Here is an 18,719-nt window from a genome sequence, read left to right on the forward strand (position 1 = left end):
AAGGCCGTACCTCTACTCTCTTAATCCGCCCGAAGGGGTACTATGTCTGTTTACAGAACATCCGACCCTAGGACTCATGGCCAGGGCGACCAACATCCTACGCTTTTAGTATCTCTTCCAATGCTTGTACAACCATGGGATCTACTTTGCCGCAGGACGCTTCGTCCTGGATAATCTCCAGGGCCCGCAAGGGGGAGACCGCTTTCTTATAGGGCCGGTCTGCGGCGGTCAAGGCATCATACATATCCGCCACCGCCAGGAGTCGGCCAGCGAAAGGGATAGCCTCGGCCTGGAGACCCTCAGGGTACCCTGACCCATCAAGCTTTTCGTGGTGGGTTTTTACGATGAGGGGAATCTGGCTATACTCTGGCGGCCAGGGGATTTTCTTTACAAACTCATAGGAATACACCACATGTCGCTGGATCAACTCCCGTTCTGCATCATTAAGGCTCCCCCGGCGGATAGCCAGGCTCCGAATTTCTTCCTCTGTCAGGAGAGGAATTACCTCTCCATCTACCCCCCGTACCGAAGGGAGCGGAACAGAAAGGATCCGCTCGATAATCTGGACTGGGTCCTCGTCGGTAAGGCTTGGCTCATTCAAGCGTTCAATCTGACGGGTAACCGCTACCAGTTCTTCTAGAATTTTCTCCCGTTCCTTATCAAGCTGCTGGAGCGTTTCCGCAGAAGGGGAATTGCGCCGCAGGGCAAAATCCAATTCCAGGGAACGGCGAAGATACTTAAGCCGCAGTTGCAGCTTTTCGAATTCCCAGGGGTAGAGCTTCTTAGCCTTTACAAAAACCGCCGGTTCTATATAGACCTTGCCAAAATCGTGGAGAAGCCCCGCATATTCCAGGGCCTTTATCTCGTTCTCAGAAAAAACAGGACCCTTCCCTTCTTCTTCCTGTTTCCGGTTAATCCGGCGGGCCAGCTGGACCACCATCATGGCCACCCGCTGGGAATGCCCGCAGGTGGCAGGGTCCCGCTGTTCCACCGCATCCACCGCGGCCCGCACAAATTCCTCAAACTGGGACTGAATCTGCCGGATAAGCCGGGCGTTTTCGATGGCAATAGCGGCCTGATTTGCGATGGCCTGCATCATGGAAAGGTACCGTTCCTTAAAGGGAACCACGTAGGTTTCTACATCTGCGGGGGTCCGCAAAATAATCCGATGGGCATCCTGTATCTGTTCTCCTTCTTTAGAATTGATGAGTTGAATCACCCCCATAACAGACCCATCGTAGGTAAGCATGGGAACTACCAGCATGGAACGGGTCCGATACCCATAGCGAAGGTCAAAACTGTTATTAAAACGAAAGGGCACATCCGGCGGTAAGTTATACACATCGGGGATGTTCAGGCTTTCGCCGGTTAACGACACATACCCCGCAATGGATTCGGTTGTCCGGGGCATGGTAAAGGTTTCATATTGAACGGGTATGGAATGGTTGTAACTGTAGGTAAAGCGCAGCCACTCCCCCTCGGGGCCCCCTTCCACAAAGAAGATACTACCCCCATCGGCCCCTGTAATATCCTGACTGATATGCAGGATTTTTCTTAAAAGCTGGTCCAGATCTTTCTCTCGGACCAGTTCTTTCCCAATTTCTATCATCCGGAATTGATCTTCATAGACATCCTGCAATTCCCGATGGGAAAGATTCGCTTCCATACTTAAAAACCTCCCTCCCCTTCTGGCATAAATACCAGAGGGTCCTCCATAAGCCCCATGGAGTCAGTTCTTTTCAGCGTTTCCTGAGCCAGCTTAAACAGAACATCCGGCGCTAAGGGGTCCGTCATCTCCCGTATCTCTTCGTGACGCAAATAATACAAAAAACACCGAACCTGCTTATCAGAAAAAGCGGGGGCTCCGAGACGATAACATTCCAGTTGCACCCGATGGAGTTCGGGAAGTATTTCTTTATCGGTTTTAAAATCGACAATAATGCATTCTTGCTCGGTTTCATATATAAGATCCATGGCCCCCCGAACCAGAATGGACTGGAAAGGCCCCTTTTCATCTGAGGAGAAAAGGGGAAGATGGAACAGGAAAGGAAACTCAAAGCAATAGTTTGATGAGCGAAGCACCTCGTGACCATAGGGACTCTGGAAGAAACGAAGGGCCTGCTCTAAAGCTTCCGTGACCAAAGTTTCTTGCTTTTTTTGGGGGACCCCCAGCCGGGAAAAAGAACGCCGCACCGACGAGGGTAGCGCCTCCATGAGTTCTCCCACGGAGAATTGCCGCCGCCATGTTTCCAGGGTTTCATCAAAGAGTTCCCCTTGCAAGGACCGGCCACCTTCTCTTTTCGGCGGGCTTTTTTCATTGGCAAAAGGAGCGGTCCCTTCCGGGACCTGATCCGCCAGGCCCCGCAGTCGAGGGAACACATAAGCCAGGATACTGTGAGAAAGGGTCCCAAAGGCAGTTTCAAGGCTCTCTTCTTTCGCTTCCATGAGGTACCCAGCGTGGCCACGCTCTGCCTTGGCAGCCGCAGAACCACTGGCCGCCGGGGAAAGTTCCTTCTCGGGGGCCGGCAAAATTGGTTCTCTGGAGAAGGGCAGCGATACCTCTGCCTCTTTTCGGGCATCGTGTCTCTGCCCTCCGTCCTGAGCCCCGATGTGAAGGTCGAACCTTTTCTCCCCTTGCCACACCACCTCCATCGCGGTGGGGCTCGTCCACCAGGGAAACGCCAAGGGAGGCTCTAGTATAACCGATTCCCCGTACTTCATTCCATCGCCAGGAGGTTCTTCTTGTTCGGCCCTTTTCCCACGCATAGAAGGACTTTCCTCTAGTGCTGCGCTACGGCCTGCCGGGGCAACCGGTGCATCCCCTTGAACATCTTTCTGGAAGAGCGGCCTATTTTCGACGAGAGACAGTCTTTGCTTCCGGGCAGCCTCAATGCCCTCTTCCAGAGCTTTTTTATCAAGCAGAGAAAGAGGGGCCAGGCTATACAGGGCTGGATCCATGCCGTTTTCTGTCCCAAAAGCAGAGGCAAGGAGATCAAAGAAGGTTTTCTCTTTCTTGTCATCCTTTGCTAGAGGAGCCTGAAGAATACGGCGCAGACTTTCTTCTGATGGTTCTTGTGTCGATGAAGATTCTTTTTCTGACTGTTCTTCCTGAACACCCGAATCTTCCTGTTTTTTTAGGCCCCTTCGCCGGCCCACAAAGATAAGCCGCTGTTCAGCCCGCGTAGCTGCCACATACAAAAGCCGCTTAAATTCCGCAAAGGCCTTCTTCGCTTCTTCCTCTTTTGCTATTTCAAAATAGTAGGACCTTACCTTATCCTCTTTTTTCTTTGCGGGATCCTCAAGCACCACGATGGGACCCCACTCAGGGTGCCAGTAGTACAGGGAATCCATCTTTTCCCCCTTCAGGGAACTCCCACAGAGGGGAATAATGACCACCGGGAACTGGAGGCCCTTGCTTTTATGAATGGTGAGAAAGCTTACCTCATTTTGGGCTTTCTCTCCTTCCCCATCAATGCCGGTTAACCGTTCCTTTGATCCAATGCGGGGGGCCAGTTCATCTACAAAGGCCGCCGCCGAAAGTCCCCGACGATCCGCATCCAGGGCAAGGTGATAGAGGTATTCAAATTGGTCCACGAGGTGACTTCCCCGGGGGTGTTGGAGAAGATACGACCGATACCCCCATTCATACCACAGGCTTGCCATAAGGGCCGCAAGGCCCACCTTATCGATTTTTTTTTGGATAAATTCGTACAATTGACGCCCCAGTTCATAACGGCGTCGCTCCTCCTGGGAGTTTTCTTCTGCAACACCGTCGTTCCACCAATGGGAAGGCGGGTCCGGGGGAAAGGGGAACGAGGCGCCGCCCGGACGGGCCGCATCATAAAGGATACGGCTCGTTACCTGGTCACCGAGACCCACCAGGGGAGAACGGAGCACCGTCCCATAGGCATTAGTGTCCCGGGGAGCAAGCACCAACCGAAACAGGGCATATATATCGTGGACAGGACCTTCAGTAAAAACCCCCCGGGGGTCAATGGCCCGATAGGGAATACCTATCCGCTGAAAGATCTGTTCAAACACCCCCTGATGGGTGGTGGTACGAAAGAGCAGGGCCACATCTCCAAAGTGGAACTCTCCTTCCCTAACCCCTTTCAGAATTCGCTGGGCAATGCAGAGGGCCTCCGATTCATTGCCGGTTTTAAGGTTCTTTACCTCTGGGGTATCTTCTTCGGCCAGGTATATCTCTACCCGCCTTGTCTGTTGAGGACCCCCCTTTAGGCGGATAGCGGGATCAGATGGGATTTCCCGGTCATGGCCCCGTTCTTCAGAGAAGGGATAGAGGGCGTCAAAACGGTAGGTTGCCTCATAGGGCGGCACCTCTGCAGAGGGGGAGGAGAAAATCTTACGGAAAAGGACGTTGAAAAAAGCGAGCAGCTCTTTAGCGGAGCGATAATTATTTTGAATATGGAGTACCGGAGAGAGCCCCGGAGGATTGGCCCGGCTCAGGTCCTGGGCAAGGGAATTAAACACCGTGACATCGGCCCCTCTAAATCTATAGATCGATTGCTTTTCGTCCCCTACAAAAAAAAGCTTGTTCTCTTCCAGGTCCTCCGGTAAGGGGATGCCATCGCAGAGGCGGTCCCGTTTTTCTGCAAGCAGAAACAGGAGATCCCGCTGGAGCCCATTGGTGTCCTGGAACTCATCAATCATGATGGCCCGAATTTCTTCTTTGTAAAATTGGCGGAGGGCCCTATCGTTTTTTAAAATATCCAGGGCAAGTTCAGAGAGGTCCCGAAAAGAAAGAAGGGCCCTCTGGCGCCGCTCCCGGTTAAACCGCTGGGCAAAATCATCCAGAACAATGCCCAGGGCCTGATAAGCCTCTTGGTAAATCACAAAGATTTCTACCTGTGCCAGTTTTTCCCTCACATCTCTCAGTTGGGTAAGAAGTTCCTTCCACTCCACAAGAAAAGGCCTGGTAAGCCGGCCCCTGGGCATGTCCGTTTCTTTAGCCCACCTGAGAAACTCGGCGGGTAACTTCCCCGTCCTTTCATATTCCCCGGCCCAGCGCTCTAACATTCGAAGTGGCTCTTGATAGTTCTGGGGGACCTCATAGGTTTCTCCCAGGGCTACAAATCTCTTAAGAAATTCCTCCCCTTCTTTTTGTTTTCTTTGATATTGTCGCTCCGCGTCCTGTAACAGACCCTCGAGAGCCTCGGTGAATGTTTTTTGAGGGATTAATGAGACATGTTCGATGGCGAGGTGAACAAAAAAATCCTCCACCACCCTATCAAACGAGGCAAGGGCCACGAGGGTACGGACCGCCCTATTATCCCGGTGTTCCATCAAACATTCCAGGGCACAGTGGCGGGCCAGAGCTTCCAGCGCCAGGGGCTCCACCATAAAAGACGGGGAAATGCCATAGGTGGTACACCCACTGCGAACAATAGTAGCGCAGAAGGAATCGAGGGTAGCAATTCGGGCTTCGTGGAAATGTTCCAGTTGTTCCGCCAGAAACTCATCGGACCCCTGGAGATGCTCTTGCTGTAAGCGCCGATAGATACGGTCCAGCATTTCCATGGCCGCTTTGCGGGTAAACGTTAGGGTAAGGATCGAGTGAACCGGCAGCCGCCGTTCCTTTACGAGCCGCACGTACCGTTCGCTGAGAATAGCCGTTTTCCCCGACCCTGCCCCGGCGGCAACCACCACATTGTGATCCGCCCGACAGGCCGCTTCTTGAAAGACATCCAGTCTCATAGACGCGTAGCTCTCCATTCTTCAGGAGCATAGCCCTTCCATCGTCCCGAAAGGCGATCCGCCGCAAACGGGACCCGACACACGGACCGAACCGAACAATCCTCACACACCTCTTGATGCTCCAGGTCCGGTACGGGGAAATCCCCCGATTCAAGGGCCTCAATGTATGCTTCACAGAGCCAATCCACCATCTCAAGGGTAGCTTCGTAGCTATCCCGGGTAACCGGTAAACGGCGGCTGTTCGTTGCAGACCCTATGGGGTCAATCACCTTCTGCAGATTTCCCTCTTCCAGCGAATACAAGCGGGCCCGATGCACCTTTCTGCATTTTTCTTCTATCGGGGTGTGTTCCACCATCCGGATATACGCCGCTATTTGAAGGTCGTACATGTTTTCCCGGGAGGGAAGGGCGCTTTCCTGGAGAAGCAGGGCCCCCGGATCGGGAAGCCGCTTCCGCTTAAAATCGGTAATCATGAGGTTCCCCTCCCTATCCATCGTCAAAAGATCAATTCGTCCAGCCAGTCGGTAGGAGGAAGCGGCCCCTTCTTTTCGAGGCAAGGCATAGAAGGCCCCATCGAATTCCACCCCCACGATGCGATGCCCTGAGAGATTCTCCATATCCTGGGCCAGGTAGTCCCGTAGACGCCCCCCAATGCGAGTAATCAGCATGTTGTAGACCTCTTCCTGGAACACCCCTTCCTGGCGTGTAAAGGTCTTTCGTACCCCTTCGATATGGGTTTCGAGAATTTTCTGGTACCGCTCCAATTGCCCCCCTTCGAGGGTCCCCTCTTTCTGCAGTTCCTTAAAAAAGCCCTCCAGAATAGCATGGTACACCAGCCCCTCGTCCCGGGCATCCACGGTGACCACCTCTGTTTCCTGTTCCTGTATCCTGAGGGCCTGCTGCAAAAACCACGCATAGGGGCAGCGAAGAAAGAGGTTTAAGCTCGAGGGGGAAATTTCGTTTTTGAATCGAGCTTGTATTTTTTCTAACAGGGCCGGATCCTCCAGGGATTCTCGCCGAAGGTCATACCAGAGGTGGCCCCCTCCCTGGGGGTAGTGCCGCCGGGCAAGGCGCGTAGCCGCAAGGACCTGGGCAGCGGTTTCTGTCCCCCCCAGGGGATCGCCCTTCTCGTAGGGATCCTGCTGGAACAGCCAGTTAACCAGATCCCCCAGGGATATTCCTGACGACATACGGGGAACCTGCCCTGGCGAAGAGGCCCCCCCGGCATTCCACTCCACAATCCGGAGGGCCTGATGGGGAAGGCAATAGGAACCGTCCAGGGTCCGCTGGGGGACCGTAAAAAACACCACGTCGCTTCCCCCTTTGTAGGCCTGGATAAAAAAGGGAGTAAGGTCCTTGCTCTTTATTTCCAGAGCGGCCTTCCGGTCTTCCCGCAGTAAGGGGCCCTCATCAGCCACCACGGAAAGGGCGTCCTGGCTGGCATTCATCACGATATGCAGGCTCCCCCCACAGCCTGCCGCAACCCGGTAGGGATATACCCGGATTCCCGCCCCTTTCCCCTGGGCCACATAGGGGGTTTGCTTTAAGTGCTGGATAAATAACGCATAGGGGTTCTCTACTGCAAAATCCTGCAAAGAGGCCTCAAGACGAATTAACTGTTCAAGCTCGTCCTGGGCAATCGCAAAGACCGGATCCACCAGGTCATCCATGGCAGATCGATCGATAAAAGCGGTGATAAACTCATCAAGGTACTGCTTCAGCTTATCAAAAGAGGGGGCAAAAAGACACTTTTGAACCCGCCGTTTGAGTCCTTGATAGTACGTTTCCAGTTCCGCCACCGCCGGTCCATACCACCCTTTGGCGGCGAGGTCCTGGTCTGAGAAGGTCTTTACCTTTTTAAAGGTTTCAAGCCATACATCCTGCGGCGTCTCTCCTTCCCGAAAGCCCGCGAGGCAGCGAAAGAGTTTCCCAAATTCCAGGAGCCACAGATTCTTTTTTCGTTCCTTCCAGGGGATTGCCCCATCTTCCAGAAAGTAGCGAAGGGCATCGTAGGACCAGAGGGATGCTTCTACTTCCTGCATGCGGAGGAAAAAACTTCCCCCCGGTAATTCGGCCAAAAAGCGCCCCTGTTGAATCTGGAGGGGCACATCCCGCAGGGCGCTTTCCAACTGCAGGAGTTCCCGGTACTTTTCCAGTTCCGGGATCGATATCAGGATATCCTGACAACGGTAAAGGCCACTCCGCAGGAGTTCCCGCAGTAAGAGTATCACAAATCGAACTTCTTCCCGGATCGTAGAAAAGGAGAGCGCCCCCTGGTGCAGTTCCCCGAGGAGGGTGGTAAGACACGCTCTTTTCTCCTCTTCCGAAGGCCCGATAACCGGAGAATCCAAACACGGTGTTTCTTTGTGCTGGCGCTGGGCTTCGTTTTCTGGAACGTCACCGGCTCCCCCTTTTTGCATGTCTTCCCTCTCCAGCACAGAAAGGGGGACCCTTTTCACTGCAGGGGGCAGGGCCCCTTCAAACTGATCCCAATCTTCGAGTAATTCGGGGAAAAAGATAATCCACTCAGCGGGATTCTCCGAGAACTCCCCTTCTTTCCAGGAGGGCTCAAAAAAACCCTGTTTTGTAAGGAATTGGGCGTACCAATGATACAAAAGAACCACATCTCGATAGTACGGGTTCTGTACCTGCTGAAACCAGGACGGCATCGAGAAGGACAGGCTATCTGAGAAAAAGAGGGGCGCCGATATGGAACCGTCGGGGGCGGAGCCGGCCCTTCCATCCTGTTCAGTTCTGGCGGTCTGGTTTGCAATGGCCTCAACTATTTTTTTAAGAGCCGGAAGGAGTTCCGCCACGTAGGGCACAAAGACCTGATATTCCGCCGCATAGGCGGGTGGAATGAGCTCATACAAAAGGGGCTTACCTTCCTGGGTGTGCTTTTTGTTTTCTCTTAAACAGTGGGTAGCAAAAAGGAGCCGTAACAGCCGATTAGCGGGCCGGAGTTTTTCTTCCCGCTGCGAAAGGGCCTCTTCCTTAAACACGTCCCAGGCAATAAAGCGCCGCAGGTCCAGGGGTTTATCGGTGGCCACACAGGTGGTTTCTGCCCAGTGCCGGGCAACTACCGAGGAAGGGAAAACAAAGCGAACATCCCGATTCTGAAGATGGTTCAAAATGATGGAAAGAACAGCCGAAGGAGAGTCCATATATCGATAGTATAGCATGGATAGAAAAAAAGCATGAAGAAGCAATACGCCATTTTGAGGTCCCAGCTAGCGGATAGCAGCTTCAGAGGAGAACTTCATCGGACGATAAGAAGATGCCGCTCTTCTTCAAGGAAAGGGACCTCCACAGGAATGGCCTGCCAGTTCCCCGCCAGCGACACCTTTTCAAGAGGGGCCATTTCTTCTGTTATCTTTTCCCGGCGCCCCTTATAGGCCGCAATGAGCCCTCCTGGCTTTAATCGCTCCCGCATGGCTTTAAGCAGTTTCGCATCCAGGGGATGAAAGGCCCGAAAGGTGATGATATCAAAGGGACCGCTCCGGGAACGCGCAAGGTCGATCTCTTCCACCCGAACCGAGGGCAGGTGCAGGACCGCCAGGGTGTTCTGCAAAAAACCTGCCCGCCGTCCCATCCGTTCTATCAGGGTGATCTGCCAATGGGGACAGCAGATCGCCAGGGGAATCCCTGGCAAGCCCCCTCCGCTTCCCACGTCGGCAAGCGTAAGCGGGACGATGGGATGCTCCTGGGCCTCCGGGGATCGCTCTTTTCCCCCGGCAAGGGAAGCAGGGAGAGGCTGCTCGGGGCGCCATTTTTTCCCTTCCCCTTCCAATAAGTTCAGCAGTATCCCCAGGGGAGCAAGGGAATCGAGGATGTGTTTTACCACCAATTCTTTTCGATCCGCCGTGCCCACAAGACCATAGGCAGGATTAAACCGTTCTATTTCATCAATATACTGCAAGAGAAGCTCCTGGCTCGCCGCTTCCCGCCCTGCCAGAAGCTCCTTAAACAGGGGATACCGCTCACAGAGGGTGCTTATTCCTTGCGAAAGGAGTTCCTCCTCCCTCACCGTTTTTTATCCTTCTCCTGCATTTTCCGCAGGGCCTCCGCAAAGGGATTGTACATGGTACCATCATCGTCCCTATCATCTCTTCCAAAGGGTTTCCCGGGCCCTCGCTGGTCCTTTGCCGGTCTGGCCGACTGCTGCGGCTGTTCAGAACCGGAGGTGGCGCCGCCGGCCGGCGCTTTCGCTGTGGTTACCACAACGCGGCGCTTTTCTCCTTCTTTTTTCGCTCCCGCCACCGCTGGCTTTGCGGCGGCCGTGACCGATCCACTTCCGGTCGATTGGCTCTTCAGAGAAAGGCTGATGCGCCGTCTATCCGTATCAAGACCAATGATGCGGAACTGCCGCACATCCCCCACCTTGAGCACTTCCATAGGGTCCTGCACAAAGTGATCGGCCATCTCGCTGATATGGAGCAGGGCCGTTTCTTTTATCCCCAGGTCCACGAAGGCCCCAAAGTCCACTACATTTTTCACTTTACCCGTAACCACCATCCCTTCCCGCAGATCCTCAAAAGACACTACCCCTTTTTGCATCACCGGTTTGGGGTAATCTTCCCGGGGGTCCCGGTTGGGCTTTTTCAACTCCTCTTCCAGGTCCGTTAGGGTGGTGTCTCCAACCCCATATTTTTCTTTAAGGAGCTTTCGATCTTCCACCGAAAGGCTCCCCTTGGTTTTAAGAATTCCATAGATTTCCCGGGCAATTTCGTAATTTTCCGGGTGCACCCAGGTATTATCCAGGGGATCGGGACTCTCCGGGATTTTTAAGAAACCGGCACATTGCTCAAAAGTTTTAGGCCCCATTCCCGGCACCTGGAGTAATTCCTGTCGACTGAGAATTTTCCCCTTTTCCTCCCGGTATTTCACCAATTTTTTAGCCAGGGAACTGTTAATCCCCGACACATACTTAAGAAGCGAAAAGCTTGCCGTATTCAGGTTTACCCCGACATTGTTCACCACCGACTGGACCACTTCATCCAGGGTTTCGGAAAGCTTTTTCTGGTTCACATCGTGCTGGTATAACCCGACGCCGATAGACTTAGGATCAATCTTGACCAATTCCGCCAGGGGATCCTGCAAACGCCGACCAATAGAGATAGCCCCCCGGATGGTAAGGTCCAGGTCGGGGAATTCCTCCCGGGCGATGTCGCTGGCCGAATACACCGAAGCCCCGTCTTCATCCACCACGGTGTACAGGACCTCCAGGTTGTTTTCGCTAATCACCTGGGAAACCAGTTCCTGCACTTCGTGGGTGCCGGTCCCGTTCCCCACCGCAATGAGTTGAACATTGTAAGTTTTAATCCCTTCAAGGAGGGTTTTCTTTGCTTCCTCTGGTCGATGTTGGTAGATAACAAAACTTCCCAGGTATTTGCCGGTCTCATCAAGGGCGGCGCACTTGGTGCCTGTTCGAATGCCGGGGTCAATGCCCAGCACGCGGGTCCCCTTAATGGGCTGCTGCATGAGAAGGTTTTTCAGGTTCTGGCTAAAGACAGAAATACCGTGATCATCGGCAGCTTCGCTCTGATCGCCCCGGATTTCCCGGATAACCGCAGGGGACAGAAGCCGCTTTAGCCCGTCCTCGATAGCCGTTTTATGATAGTCGTTATGAATCAGGTACCGGCTCTGGAGCAGTTCCGTGGCCCGGTTTTCGTCCACATCGATGGTTACTTCCAGTTCTCCTTCCCGTTCGCCCCGGTTAATCGCCAGGATCCGGTGGGGCTTAATCTGAGAAAGGGGTTCCTGGTAATCCCAATACATCTGGTAGGTACTGGTCTTTCGTTTTTCTTCGTCCCCAAGACCTTTTACGATGATTCTCCCATCGGTAAGGTAGAAGTCCTTTATTTTCTTGCGATTATCCGGGTCCTGGGCGACCTCTTCGGCAATGATATCCATCGCCCCCTGCAGGGCATCATCCACGGTAGGCACCGAAAGCTCAGGATGTTCGGGATCTTCCTTGATGAATTCCCGGGCCTTCTCCCGCAGGGGCGCCGCCTCAAGTTCCTTCATAGCCCCAGCCAGGGGTTCAAGCCCTTTTTCTTGAGCCACCATGCCCCGGGTTTTCTTTTTCCGTTTGAAGGGAGCATAGATATCTTCTAATTCCGCTAATGTGGCGGCCTTCGTTATGTTTTCATAGAGGGTCTCTGTCAGTTTTCCCTGCTCAAAAATGCTCCGGATAATCTCAATCCGGCGACCTTCCAGGTTCTTCCCGCTGGTAAAAAGGTGATCTATTTCCCGTACCTGGACTTCGTCCAGGCTTCCCGTTTTTTCTTTCCGGTATCGGGCGATAAAAGGAACCGTACAACCTTCGTTAAAAAGGCTGATAACCGCTGAAACCTGACTCAGGTTAATCGAGAGGGTTTCAGCAATCCGTTTCATCAAGGCCACTTCGTTGACCACGAGACTATCAATAAATTCCTGTGTTAATTCCATGGGGCAAAATTGTACTCAGGGCTTTGAAAAAGTAAAGAGGCTGAACCTTCAGAAGGCGGCGCTTTTGCATGCATTCCTGTTTTTAAATGAATTAGCAGAAAATAGATATTTTTGCAAATATATATCATAAAATATTATATAATGCGGAATACTCTTGAATAAAACAACAAATAAGCATATTTTCTATATTTATCATGAATCTCAATTCGTTTCTTAAAGAAAAGGGGGAATTTGTTCCCCGAACCTTCGAAATAGGAAAAGCCTTTCCGTATAGCCGAGAAAATTTAGTCAAAGACCTTATCGCGGGGCTTACCGTCGGGATTGTGGCCCTTCCCCTGGCCATGGCCTTTAGCATCGCCGCGGGGGGTAGCCCCGCCCAGGGATTGTATACCGCCATCTTTGCTGGTTTTTTCATTAGCCTCCTCGGCGGGAGCCGTTACCAGATTGCGGGACCTACGGGGGCCTTTGTTGTCATCATCTACGGCGTAATTTCCCGTCAGGGGATGGAAGGGCTTATTGTGGCCACCCTGTTAGCGGGGATCATGCTCATAGTGATGGGCCTTTCGGGGCTTGGTCGTCTTATAAAATTTATTCCCTACCCGGTTACCACCGGCTTTACCACCGGCATAGCCCTGCTCATCTTCTCTCAACAGGTAAAGGATTTCTTAGGCCTTCCCATCGAAAAGGTGTCCCCCGAATTCTTTGAAAAATGGGTTCAGTACATCGAAAACATAGGAAGCCTCAATCCTCTCACCCTGGTAGTAGGGATGGGTACCATTCTTATCATCATAGGTATTCGCCGATTCTTTCCCCGGATTCCCGCTTCGGTGGTGGGGGTAACCATCGCCACCCTGGTATGCGTCATCTTCCGCTTACCCGTCGAAACCATTGGGTCCCGTTTTGGGGCCATCCCTGCAAGCCTTCCCCTCCCCCATATACCGTCCTTTCAGTGGGCAACCCTTCGGGAGGTGTTTCCTGACGCGGTGACCATCGCCCTCCTGGCGGCAATAGAGTCCCTCCTCTCGGCGGTGGTGGCCGACGGCATGACCGGCGACCGCCACAAGGCAAACATGGAACTGGTAGCGCAGGGAGTAGGGAACATAGCGAGCGCCCTTTTTGGGGGAATCCCTGCGACTGGGGCCATCGCCCGTACAGCCACCAACATTAAATCGGGGGCCCAGAGCCCCATAGCGGGGATGGTCCATGCCCTTACGCTTCTTCTCTTTGTGTTGTTCTTGGCACCCCTCGCGTCGGTCATTCCCCTGGCGAGCCTTTCGGCGGTTCTTATGGTCGTAGCCTGGGACATGAGTGAATTGCATCGGTTCATCCGCATTATCCGTAAGTCCCCTCGGAGCGATATGATTGTCCTCCTTACCACTTTTACGCTTACGGTCCTCATCGACCTAACGGTGGCGGTAGAAGTAGGGGTAGTGCTCGCGGCCTTCCTCTTCCTGCGGCGCATGGTAGAAACCGCGGAGATTCGTCCCGGCAACCCTGACATCGGTTCAGAACTTGTGTATGGGCCAAGCAACGAACATCCCCATGAATTGCCCCGCCATGCAAAGGACATAGAAATTTACGAAATCACGGGGCCCTTCTTTTTTGGGGTAGCCGACATTCTTCAGGATACCCTCATGACCCTGGAGAAAAAGCCGAGGGTATTCATTTTACAGCTTGCCCAGGTACCGGCCATCGACTCCACCGGCATTGCGGCCCTGGAGTCTTTCCTGCGGTATTGCAAAAAACATCACATCAACCTCCTTCTCTGCGAAATTCGAGAGCAACCCCGACGGGCCCTTGAAAAGGCCGGGTTTATTCAGGAGTTAGGGGAAGAATATCTCTGTTCAACCCTGGATGAAGCCTTGAAAAAAGCGGAAGCCCAAAAACAAGACAAGAAGGCATAACCCTGGGGACATTACGGCGGCGCGCGACAGGAGCGCGCGGTCCCCATCTTTTGGAAAGTAATAGGGATAGTAAGATGGGGGCCGCAGGGCTTTGCAGTTGCTCTTTTACTTTTTCCTTACGCGGTTATAACAAGGGGAACATGAGAATCGTCTTTTAGGAAAGCGAGGGTACTTTAAAACATCTACCAGTATTTTTGAACCAGCCAACCCATTGGGCAAGTTCAGATTTGTCATTAAAAAGTTATCAAACAGGACCCCAAAAACTACTCCTGGCCTGGGGGTAGTGACTATTTTCTGTAACTAACCCTACCACAACCAGAGAAATCCCTCTATAATCAAGAAACAAAGAGGGGTCAACAATGTCACAGTGGCTTGTTGAGAATATACTTAAGGGAATTAAACAAGCTCATGAACTCTATTACGGGCTTGTTCTCCTCGTAGGGCCTTCTGGATCAGGGAAAACTATAGTACTCCAACAAATTCATGAACGGACCGGGATACCTCTCATCAACATTAATCGTGAGCTTGCTCGTCGTCTGCTTGAACTAAACGAAAAACAGCGAATATTACAGGTATCACCGCTACTTACCGACCTTATCCAGACCTGCCCGGGTGATACAGTTCTCCTAGATAATCTTGAAATACTTTTTGATGTTTCCCTGAAGCAGGATCCTTTACGGCTGCTCCTGGGGCTCTCTCGTATAAAAACGATAGGGGCCGCATGGAATGGTAGAATAGAAAACAATCATATAGTGTATGCTATGCCAGATCATCCCGAATATAGACGGTATGAACTAGGCGATTTTTTGGTATTTACACCGGAAATTTAATGGGAGCGTTACCTTATTATGAAATACGGAGAATTAATTCAATTTAACCCTATTGAATCGGTAGTACAGCTCCGGGATGCAAACGAGATATCGGCAGCCCGACGGCTTATTCAAACCTATGTTATCTCCTCGGAAATGGCCGAGCGGCTCATCCATGTAGTCTTTCCCCAATTACAGTTTGACCAACCCACGGACAACAAGGCTCTGTTGGTGGTGGGTAATTACGGAACCGGTAAATCCCACCTGATGTCCGTCATTTCCGCAGTGGCAGAAAAGGGCGATCTGGTGGATGCCTTGAACAACCCAAGTGTCGCCGCGGCGGCCGGGAAGATCGCCGGACGCTTTAAGGTGATCCGCACCGAACTGGGGGCCACCACCATGTCGTTGCGGGATATTCTCGTCGCTGAAATCGAGGAACAGCTATCGGCCATGGGGGTTCGCTACACATTTCCGCCCCCAGAGAAGGTGATCAACAACAAGCGGGCCTTCGAAGAGATGATGAGCGCCTTTCACAGGATTTATCCTGAGCAGGGCTTGCTCCTTGTGGTGGATGAGCTACTCGATTACCTGCGCACCCGCAAAGACCAGGAACTGATCCTGGACCTGAATTTTTTGCGGGAAATCGGCGAGGTCTGCAAGGACCTGCGGTTCCGGTTTATGGCGGGGGTGCAGGAAGCCATTTTTGACAACTCCCGCTTTAATTTTGTCGCCGATAGCATTCGCCGGGTCAAGGATCGTTTTGAACAAATACTGATTGCCCGCACCGATGTCAAGTTTGTGGTGGCCGAGCGACTGTTAAAGAAAAGCGCCGATCAACAGGAAAAGATCCGGGCTTATCTTATGCCCTTTGCGAAGTTTTATGGCCGCATGAATGAGCGGATGGATGAGTTTGTCCGCCTTTTCCCGGTGCATCCGGACTATGTGGATGTTTTTGAGCGGATCACCGTGGCAGAAAAACGGGAGGTCCTTAAAACCCTTTCGCTGGCGATTAAAAAATTGCTGGATCAGGAGATCCCCACTGACCGCCCGGGGATCATCGCCTATGACAGCTACTGGACAAACCTGCGCGAAAATCCCTCGTTCCGGGCGGTGCCGGATATCAAGGCGGTCATTGATTGTAGTGCGGTCCTGGAGTCACGGATCCAGCAGGCCTTTACCCGGCCGGCTTACAAACCCATGGCGATCCAACTGATTCATGCCCTTTCTGTCCATAGACTCACCACCGGCGATATTTACGCTCCCCTGGGGGCCACCCCCGAAGAATTACGGGATGGGCTTTGTCTGTATCAGCCGGGTATCGAAGAGTTAGGGGGAGACCCCGCCCAGGATCTCTTGTCCCAGGTGGAGACGGTCCTTCGGGAAATTCACCGAACCGTAAGCGGTCAATTTATTTCGTCTAATCCAGATAACCGCCAATACTACCTGGATCTTAAAAAGAGCGACGATTACGACGCACTCATCGAAAGGCGATCCGAAAGCCTGGATCAGAATCAACTGGACCGGTATTTCTACGATGCCCTTCGACAGATCATGGAATGCGGAGATCAAACCTGGGTAACGGGTTACAAAATCTGGCAACATGAAATTGAATGGCGGGAACGGAAGGTGACCCGGCAGGGATACCTCTTTTTTGGAACCCCCAACGAACGCTCCACCGCCGTTCCCTTCCGGGATTTCTACATCTATTTTATCCAGCCCATCAATCCACCCCGATTTAAGGACGAAAAAAAGGCGGACGAACTGTTTTTCCGCTTAGTCCATAAGGACGACCAATTTTTGACCGCCTTGAACCGTTATGCGGCAGCCCTGGATCTGGCCTCTACCTCCTCGGGCCAGGCAAAAGCCACCTACGAAGCCAAGGCCCGAACCTTTTTGAATGAACTGGTTCAGTGGTTGCGGAAAAACATGAGCACCGCCTTTGAAGTAACCTACCAGGGAAAGAGCAAAACCATGGCCGAGTGGCTTAAAAGCGTAGGCTCTGGAACCATGCGGGGTGCCGGTTTTTCGCAGGAAGGCGTGAATTTCCGGGATTCTGTGAACCTGATTGCGGGCCTGTGCTTTAAAGTCCATTTTGAAGAACTGGCCCCGGAATACCCCATCTTTTCGGTACTGATTACGGGGGCTAATCGCCGCCAGACCGCGCAGGAGGCTCTTCGAGCCATCGCGGGTCAGGGTAAGACCAAGCAGGCCCTTGCGGTGTTGAGCGCCCTGGAACTTCTAGATGGGGAAAAACTCACCCCCGCCCAGTCCCGATATGCCCGTTTCATTCTGGAAGCCCTGAAAGGGAAAGGTCAGGGGCAGGTACTGAACCGGGCTGAGCTAATCCAGGATGTGCAGGGGGTGGAATACCTGGGGGTAGAGCGGTATCGCCTGGAGGCGGAATGGGTAGTGGTGCTCCTTGCGGCCCTGGTATATGCAGGCGAAATTGTGTTAGCCCTTCCGGGCAAGAAATTCGATGCCTCGAACCTGGCATTGCTGGCCGGAACCAATTTTGATGACCTTGTCAATTTTAAACACATTGAAAGACCCAAGGACTGGAATATCCCCGCCCTGAAAGCCCTTTTTGAGTTGCTGGGACTCGCTCCGGGACTTGCCCAGCTCATTACCCAGGGGCAAGAAGAACCGGTGCAGGCCCTGCAAACCGCAGTAGCCAAACAAATCGACGACATCATCCAGATCCAGCAGACCTTAAAGGAGGGCACCTATTTTTGGGGGCAGAGTCTTTATGCTGAGGCGGAGCTGCAAAAACGGGCGACCCAGCTCGCGGCCATGAAAGAGTTTTTGGAAAGCCTCCAGGTGTACACCACCCTCGGGAAGCTGAAGAATTTCCGGTATGAGACTGCGGATGTGGAAAAACAGAAAGGGCTGTTACAGGCCATTCTTGAAATTAGAACACAACAAAAAGTGGTAGCAGACCTAGAAAGAATCGCCTCGTATCTTTCCAAAGCAGAGGCGGCGCTCCCCGAAGACCACGAATGGCTTGGGATGGTAAAAGAGGTTCGGCAAGAAATGTTACACCAGATCACCGATCCCGCTATGCGGAATCGGCCGGATTTTTACCCCCAGAGCCAGCGCAGGCTTGAGGAACTGAAACAGGCGTATATAGGGATCTACCTGTCTTTACATGCCAAAGCCCGGCTCGGGGCAAAGGAAGATAAACAGAAGGCGGCCCTGTTGGCCGATGAAAGAATCAAGGTATTACAGAAACTATCCACCATTGACCTTTTACCCCGCCAACAGTTTGTGGATTTTCAGCATCGCCTTGGGGACTTAAAAACCTGTTTTGCCCTGACCGAGCAGGACCTGGGGGCAGCGCCGATCTGTCCCCACTGCGGTTTTAGGCCCCATCAAGAAACTATTGGCGCCTCCGCGACAAGCCGATTAGAGGCCCTGGAGGCGGAACTGGATGGGATCCTTGCATCATGGACCAAAACCCTGTTGGATAACCTGGAAGACCCCATCACCAAAAGCAACCTGGATCTCTTAAAAGAAGAAGATCGGAGAGCTGTGGAGGCTTTTGTCCAAAGCCGGACCTTACCGGAAGGGGTGGATCAGGACTTTATCCGGGCCTTGCAGGAAGTGCTGTCGGGGCTGATTAAAATATCGGTATCCATGGCTGACCTGCGGGGTGCTCTCCTAAGCGGGGGATCCCCCGCGACTCCGGAAGAACTGCGCAGGCGGTTCGAGTCCTATCTTGAATCCCTGGTCAGAGGCAAAGAAGTGGGCAAGGTACGGATTGTACTGGAATAAGGATGCGGGATGGCTCTTTCTATACACGAACCCCCTAGCTCTATACACATGTGTTATGATTATTACGATT

General features: G+C 52.8%; 8 protein-coding genes. 3 read left to right on the forward strand and 5 right to left on the reverse strand.

Annotation, left to right across the window (positions count from 1 at the left end; genetic code table 11):
- Positions 1–97 precede the first annotated feature (97 nt).
- From C5O22_RS06890 to C5O22_RS06910, 5 genes are all read right to left on the reverse strand, one after another.
- Positions 98–1,666 (reverse strand): GAF and HD-GYP domain-containing protein, encoded by a 1,569-nt coding sequence (locus tag C5O22_RS06890; protein ID WP_132780476.1) that lies wholly within the window; start codon positions 1,664–1,666, stop codon positions 98–100.
- Positions 1,667–1,668: 2 nt separating this feature from the next.
- Complete coding sequence (locus tag C5O22_RS06895) at positions 1,669–5,733, reverse strand: UvrD-helicase domain-containing protein (RefSeq protein ID WP_132780477.1); 4,065 nt, start codon at positions 5,731–5,733, stop codon at positions 1,669–1,671.
- Positions 5,712–8,879, reverse strand: coding sequence for a PD-(D/E)XK nuclease family protein (locus C5O22_RS06900; RefSeq protein WP_165910444.1), 3,168 nt, complete (start codon positions 8,877–8,879; stop codon positions 5,712–5,714). The genes C5O22_RS06895 and C5O22_RS06900 overlap by 22 nt, the downstream gene beginning before the upstream one ends.
- A 95-nt stretch (positions 8,880–8,974) precedes the next feature.
- Positions 8,975–9,742, reverse strand: a complete 768-nt coding sequence (locus C5O22_RS06905; protein WP_132780479.1) for a 16S rRNA (guanine(527)-N(7))-methyltransferase RsmG — start codon at positions 9,740–9,742, stop codon at positions 8,975–8,977.
- A complete protein-coding gene (locus tag C5O22_RS06910) occupies positions 9,739–12,165 on the reverse strand; it encodes a helix-hairpin-helix domain-containing protein (protein ID WP_132780480.1) in 2,427 nt (808 codons plus the stop codon). The genes C5O22_RS06905 and C5O22_RS06910 overlap by 4 nt, the downstream gene beginning before the upstream one ends.
- A 194-nt stretch (positions 12,166–12,359) precedes the next feature.
- On the opposite strand from C5O22_RS06910, the gene C5O22_RS06915 reads away from it, so the two are divergent.
- The 3 genes from C5O22_RS06915 to C5O22_RS06925 all read left to right on the forward strand — a co-directional run bounded on the left by C5O22_RS06915 (position 12,360) and on the right by C5O22_RS06925 (position 18,649).
- Complete coding sequence (locus C5O22_RS06915; protein ID WP_132780481.1) at positions 12,360–14,069, forward strand: SulP family inorganic anion transporter; 1,710 nt, start codon at positions 12,360–12,362, stop codon at positions 14,067–14,069.
- Between the two features lie 359 nt (positions 14,070–14,428).
- Positions 14,429–14,899, forward strand: a complete 471-nt coding sequence (gene brxF, locus C5O22_RS06920) for a BREX-3 system P-loop-containing protein BrxF (protein WP_132780482.1) — start codon at positions 14,429–14,431, stop codon at positions 14,897–14,899.
- An 18-nt stretch (positions 14,900–14,917) separates the two neighbouring features.
- Positions 14,918–18,649 (forward strand): DUF6079 family protein, encoded by a 3,732-nt coding sequence (locus tag C5O22_RS06925; RefSeq protein ID WP_132780483.1) that lies wholly within the window; start codon positions 14,918–14,920, stop codon positions 18,647–18,649.
- The last annotated feature ends 70 nt before the right edge of the window (positions 18,650–18,719 follow it).

The organism is Treponema sp. J25, assembly GCF_004343725.1.
GTDB lineage: Bacteria > Spirochaetota > Spirochaetia > Treponematales > Breznakiellaceae > J25.

What these genes read in the sequence shown, in the direction of transcription:
- C5O22_RS06890 (WP_132780476.1), bottom strand. Translation starts at nt 1,666, where the DNA reads ATGGAAGCGAATCTTTCCCATCGGGAATTGCAGGATGTCTATGAAGAT.
- C5O22_RS06895 (WP_132780477.1), bottom strand. Translation starts at nt 5,733, where the DNA reads ATGGAGAGCTACGCGTCTATGAGACTGGATGTCTTTCAAGAAGCGGCC.
- C5O22_RS06900 (WP_165910444.1), bottom strand. Translation starts at nt 8,879, where the DNA reads ATGGACTCTCCTTCGGCTGTTCTTTCCATCATTTTGAACCATCTTCAG.
- C5O22_RS06910 (WP_132780480.1), bottom strand. Translation starts at nt 12,165, where the DNA reads ATGGAATTAACACAGGAATTTATTGATAGTCTCGTGGTCAACGAAGTG.
- C5O22_RS06915 (WP_132780481.1), top strand. Translation starts at nt 12,360, where the DNA reads ATGAATCTCAATTCGTTTCTTAAAGAAAAGGGGGAATTTGTTCCCCGA.
- brxF (WP_132780482.1), top strand. Translation starts at nt 14,429, where the DNA reads ATGTCACAGTGGCTTGTTGAGAATATACTTAAGGGAATTAAACAAGCT.
- C5O22_RS06925 (WP_132780483.1), top strand. Translation starts at nt 14,918, where the DNA reads ATGAAATACGGAGAATTAATTCAATTTAACCCTATTGAATCGGTAGTA.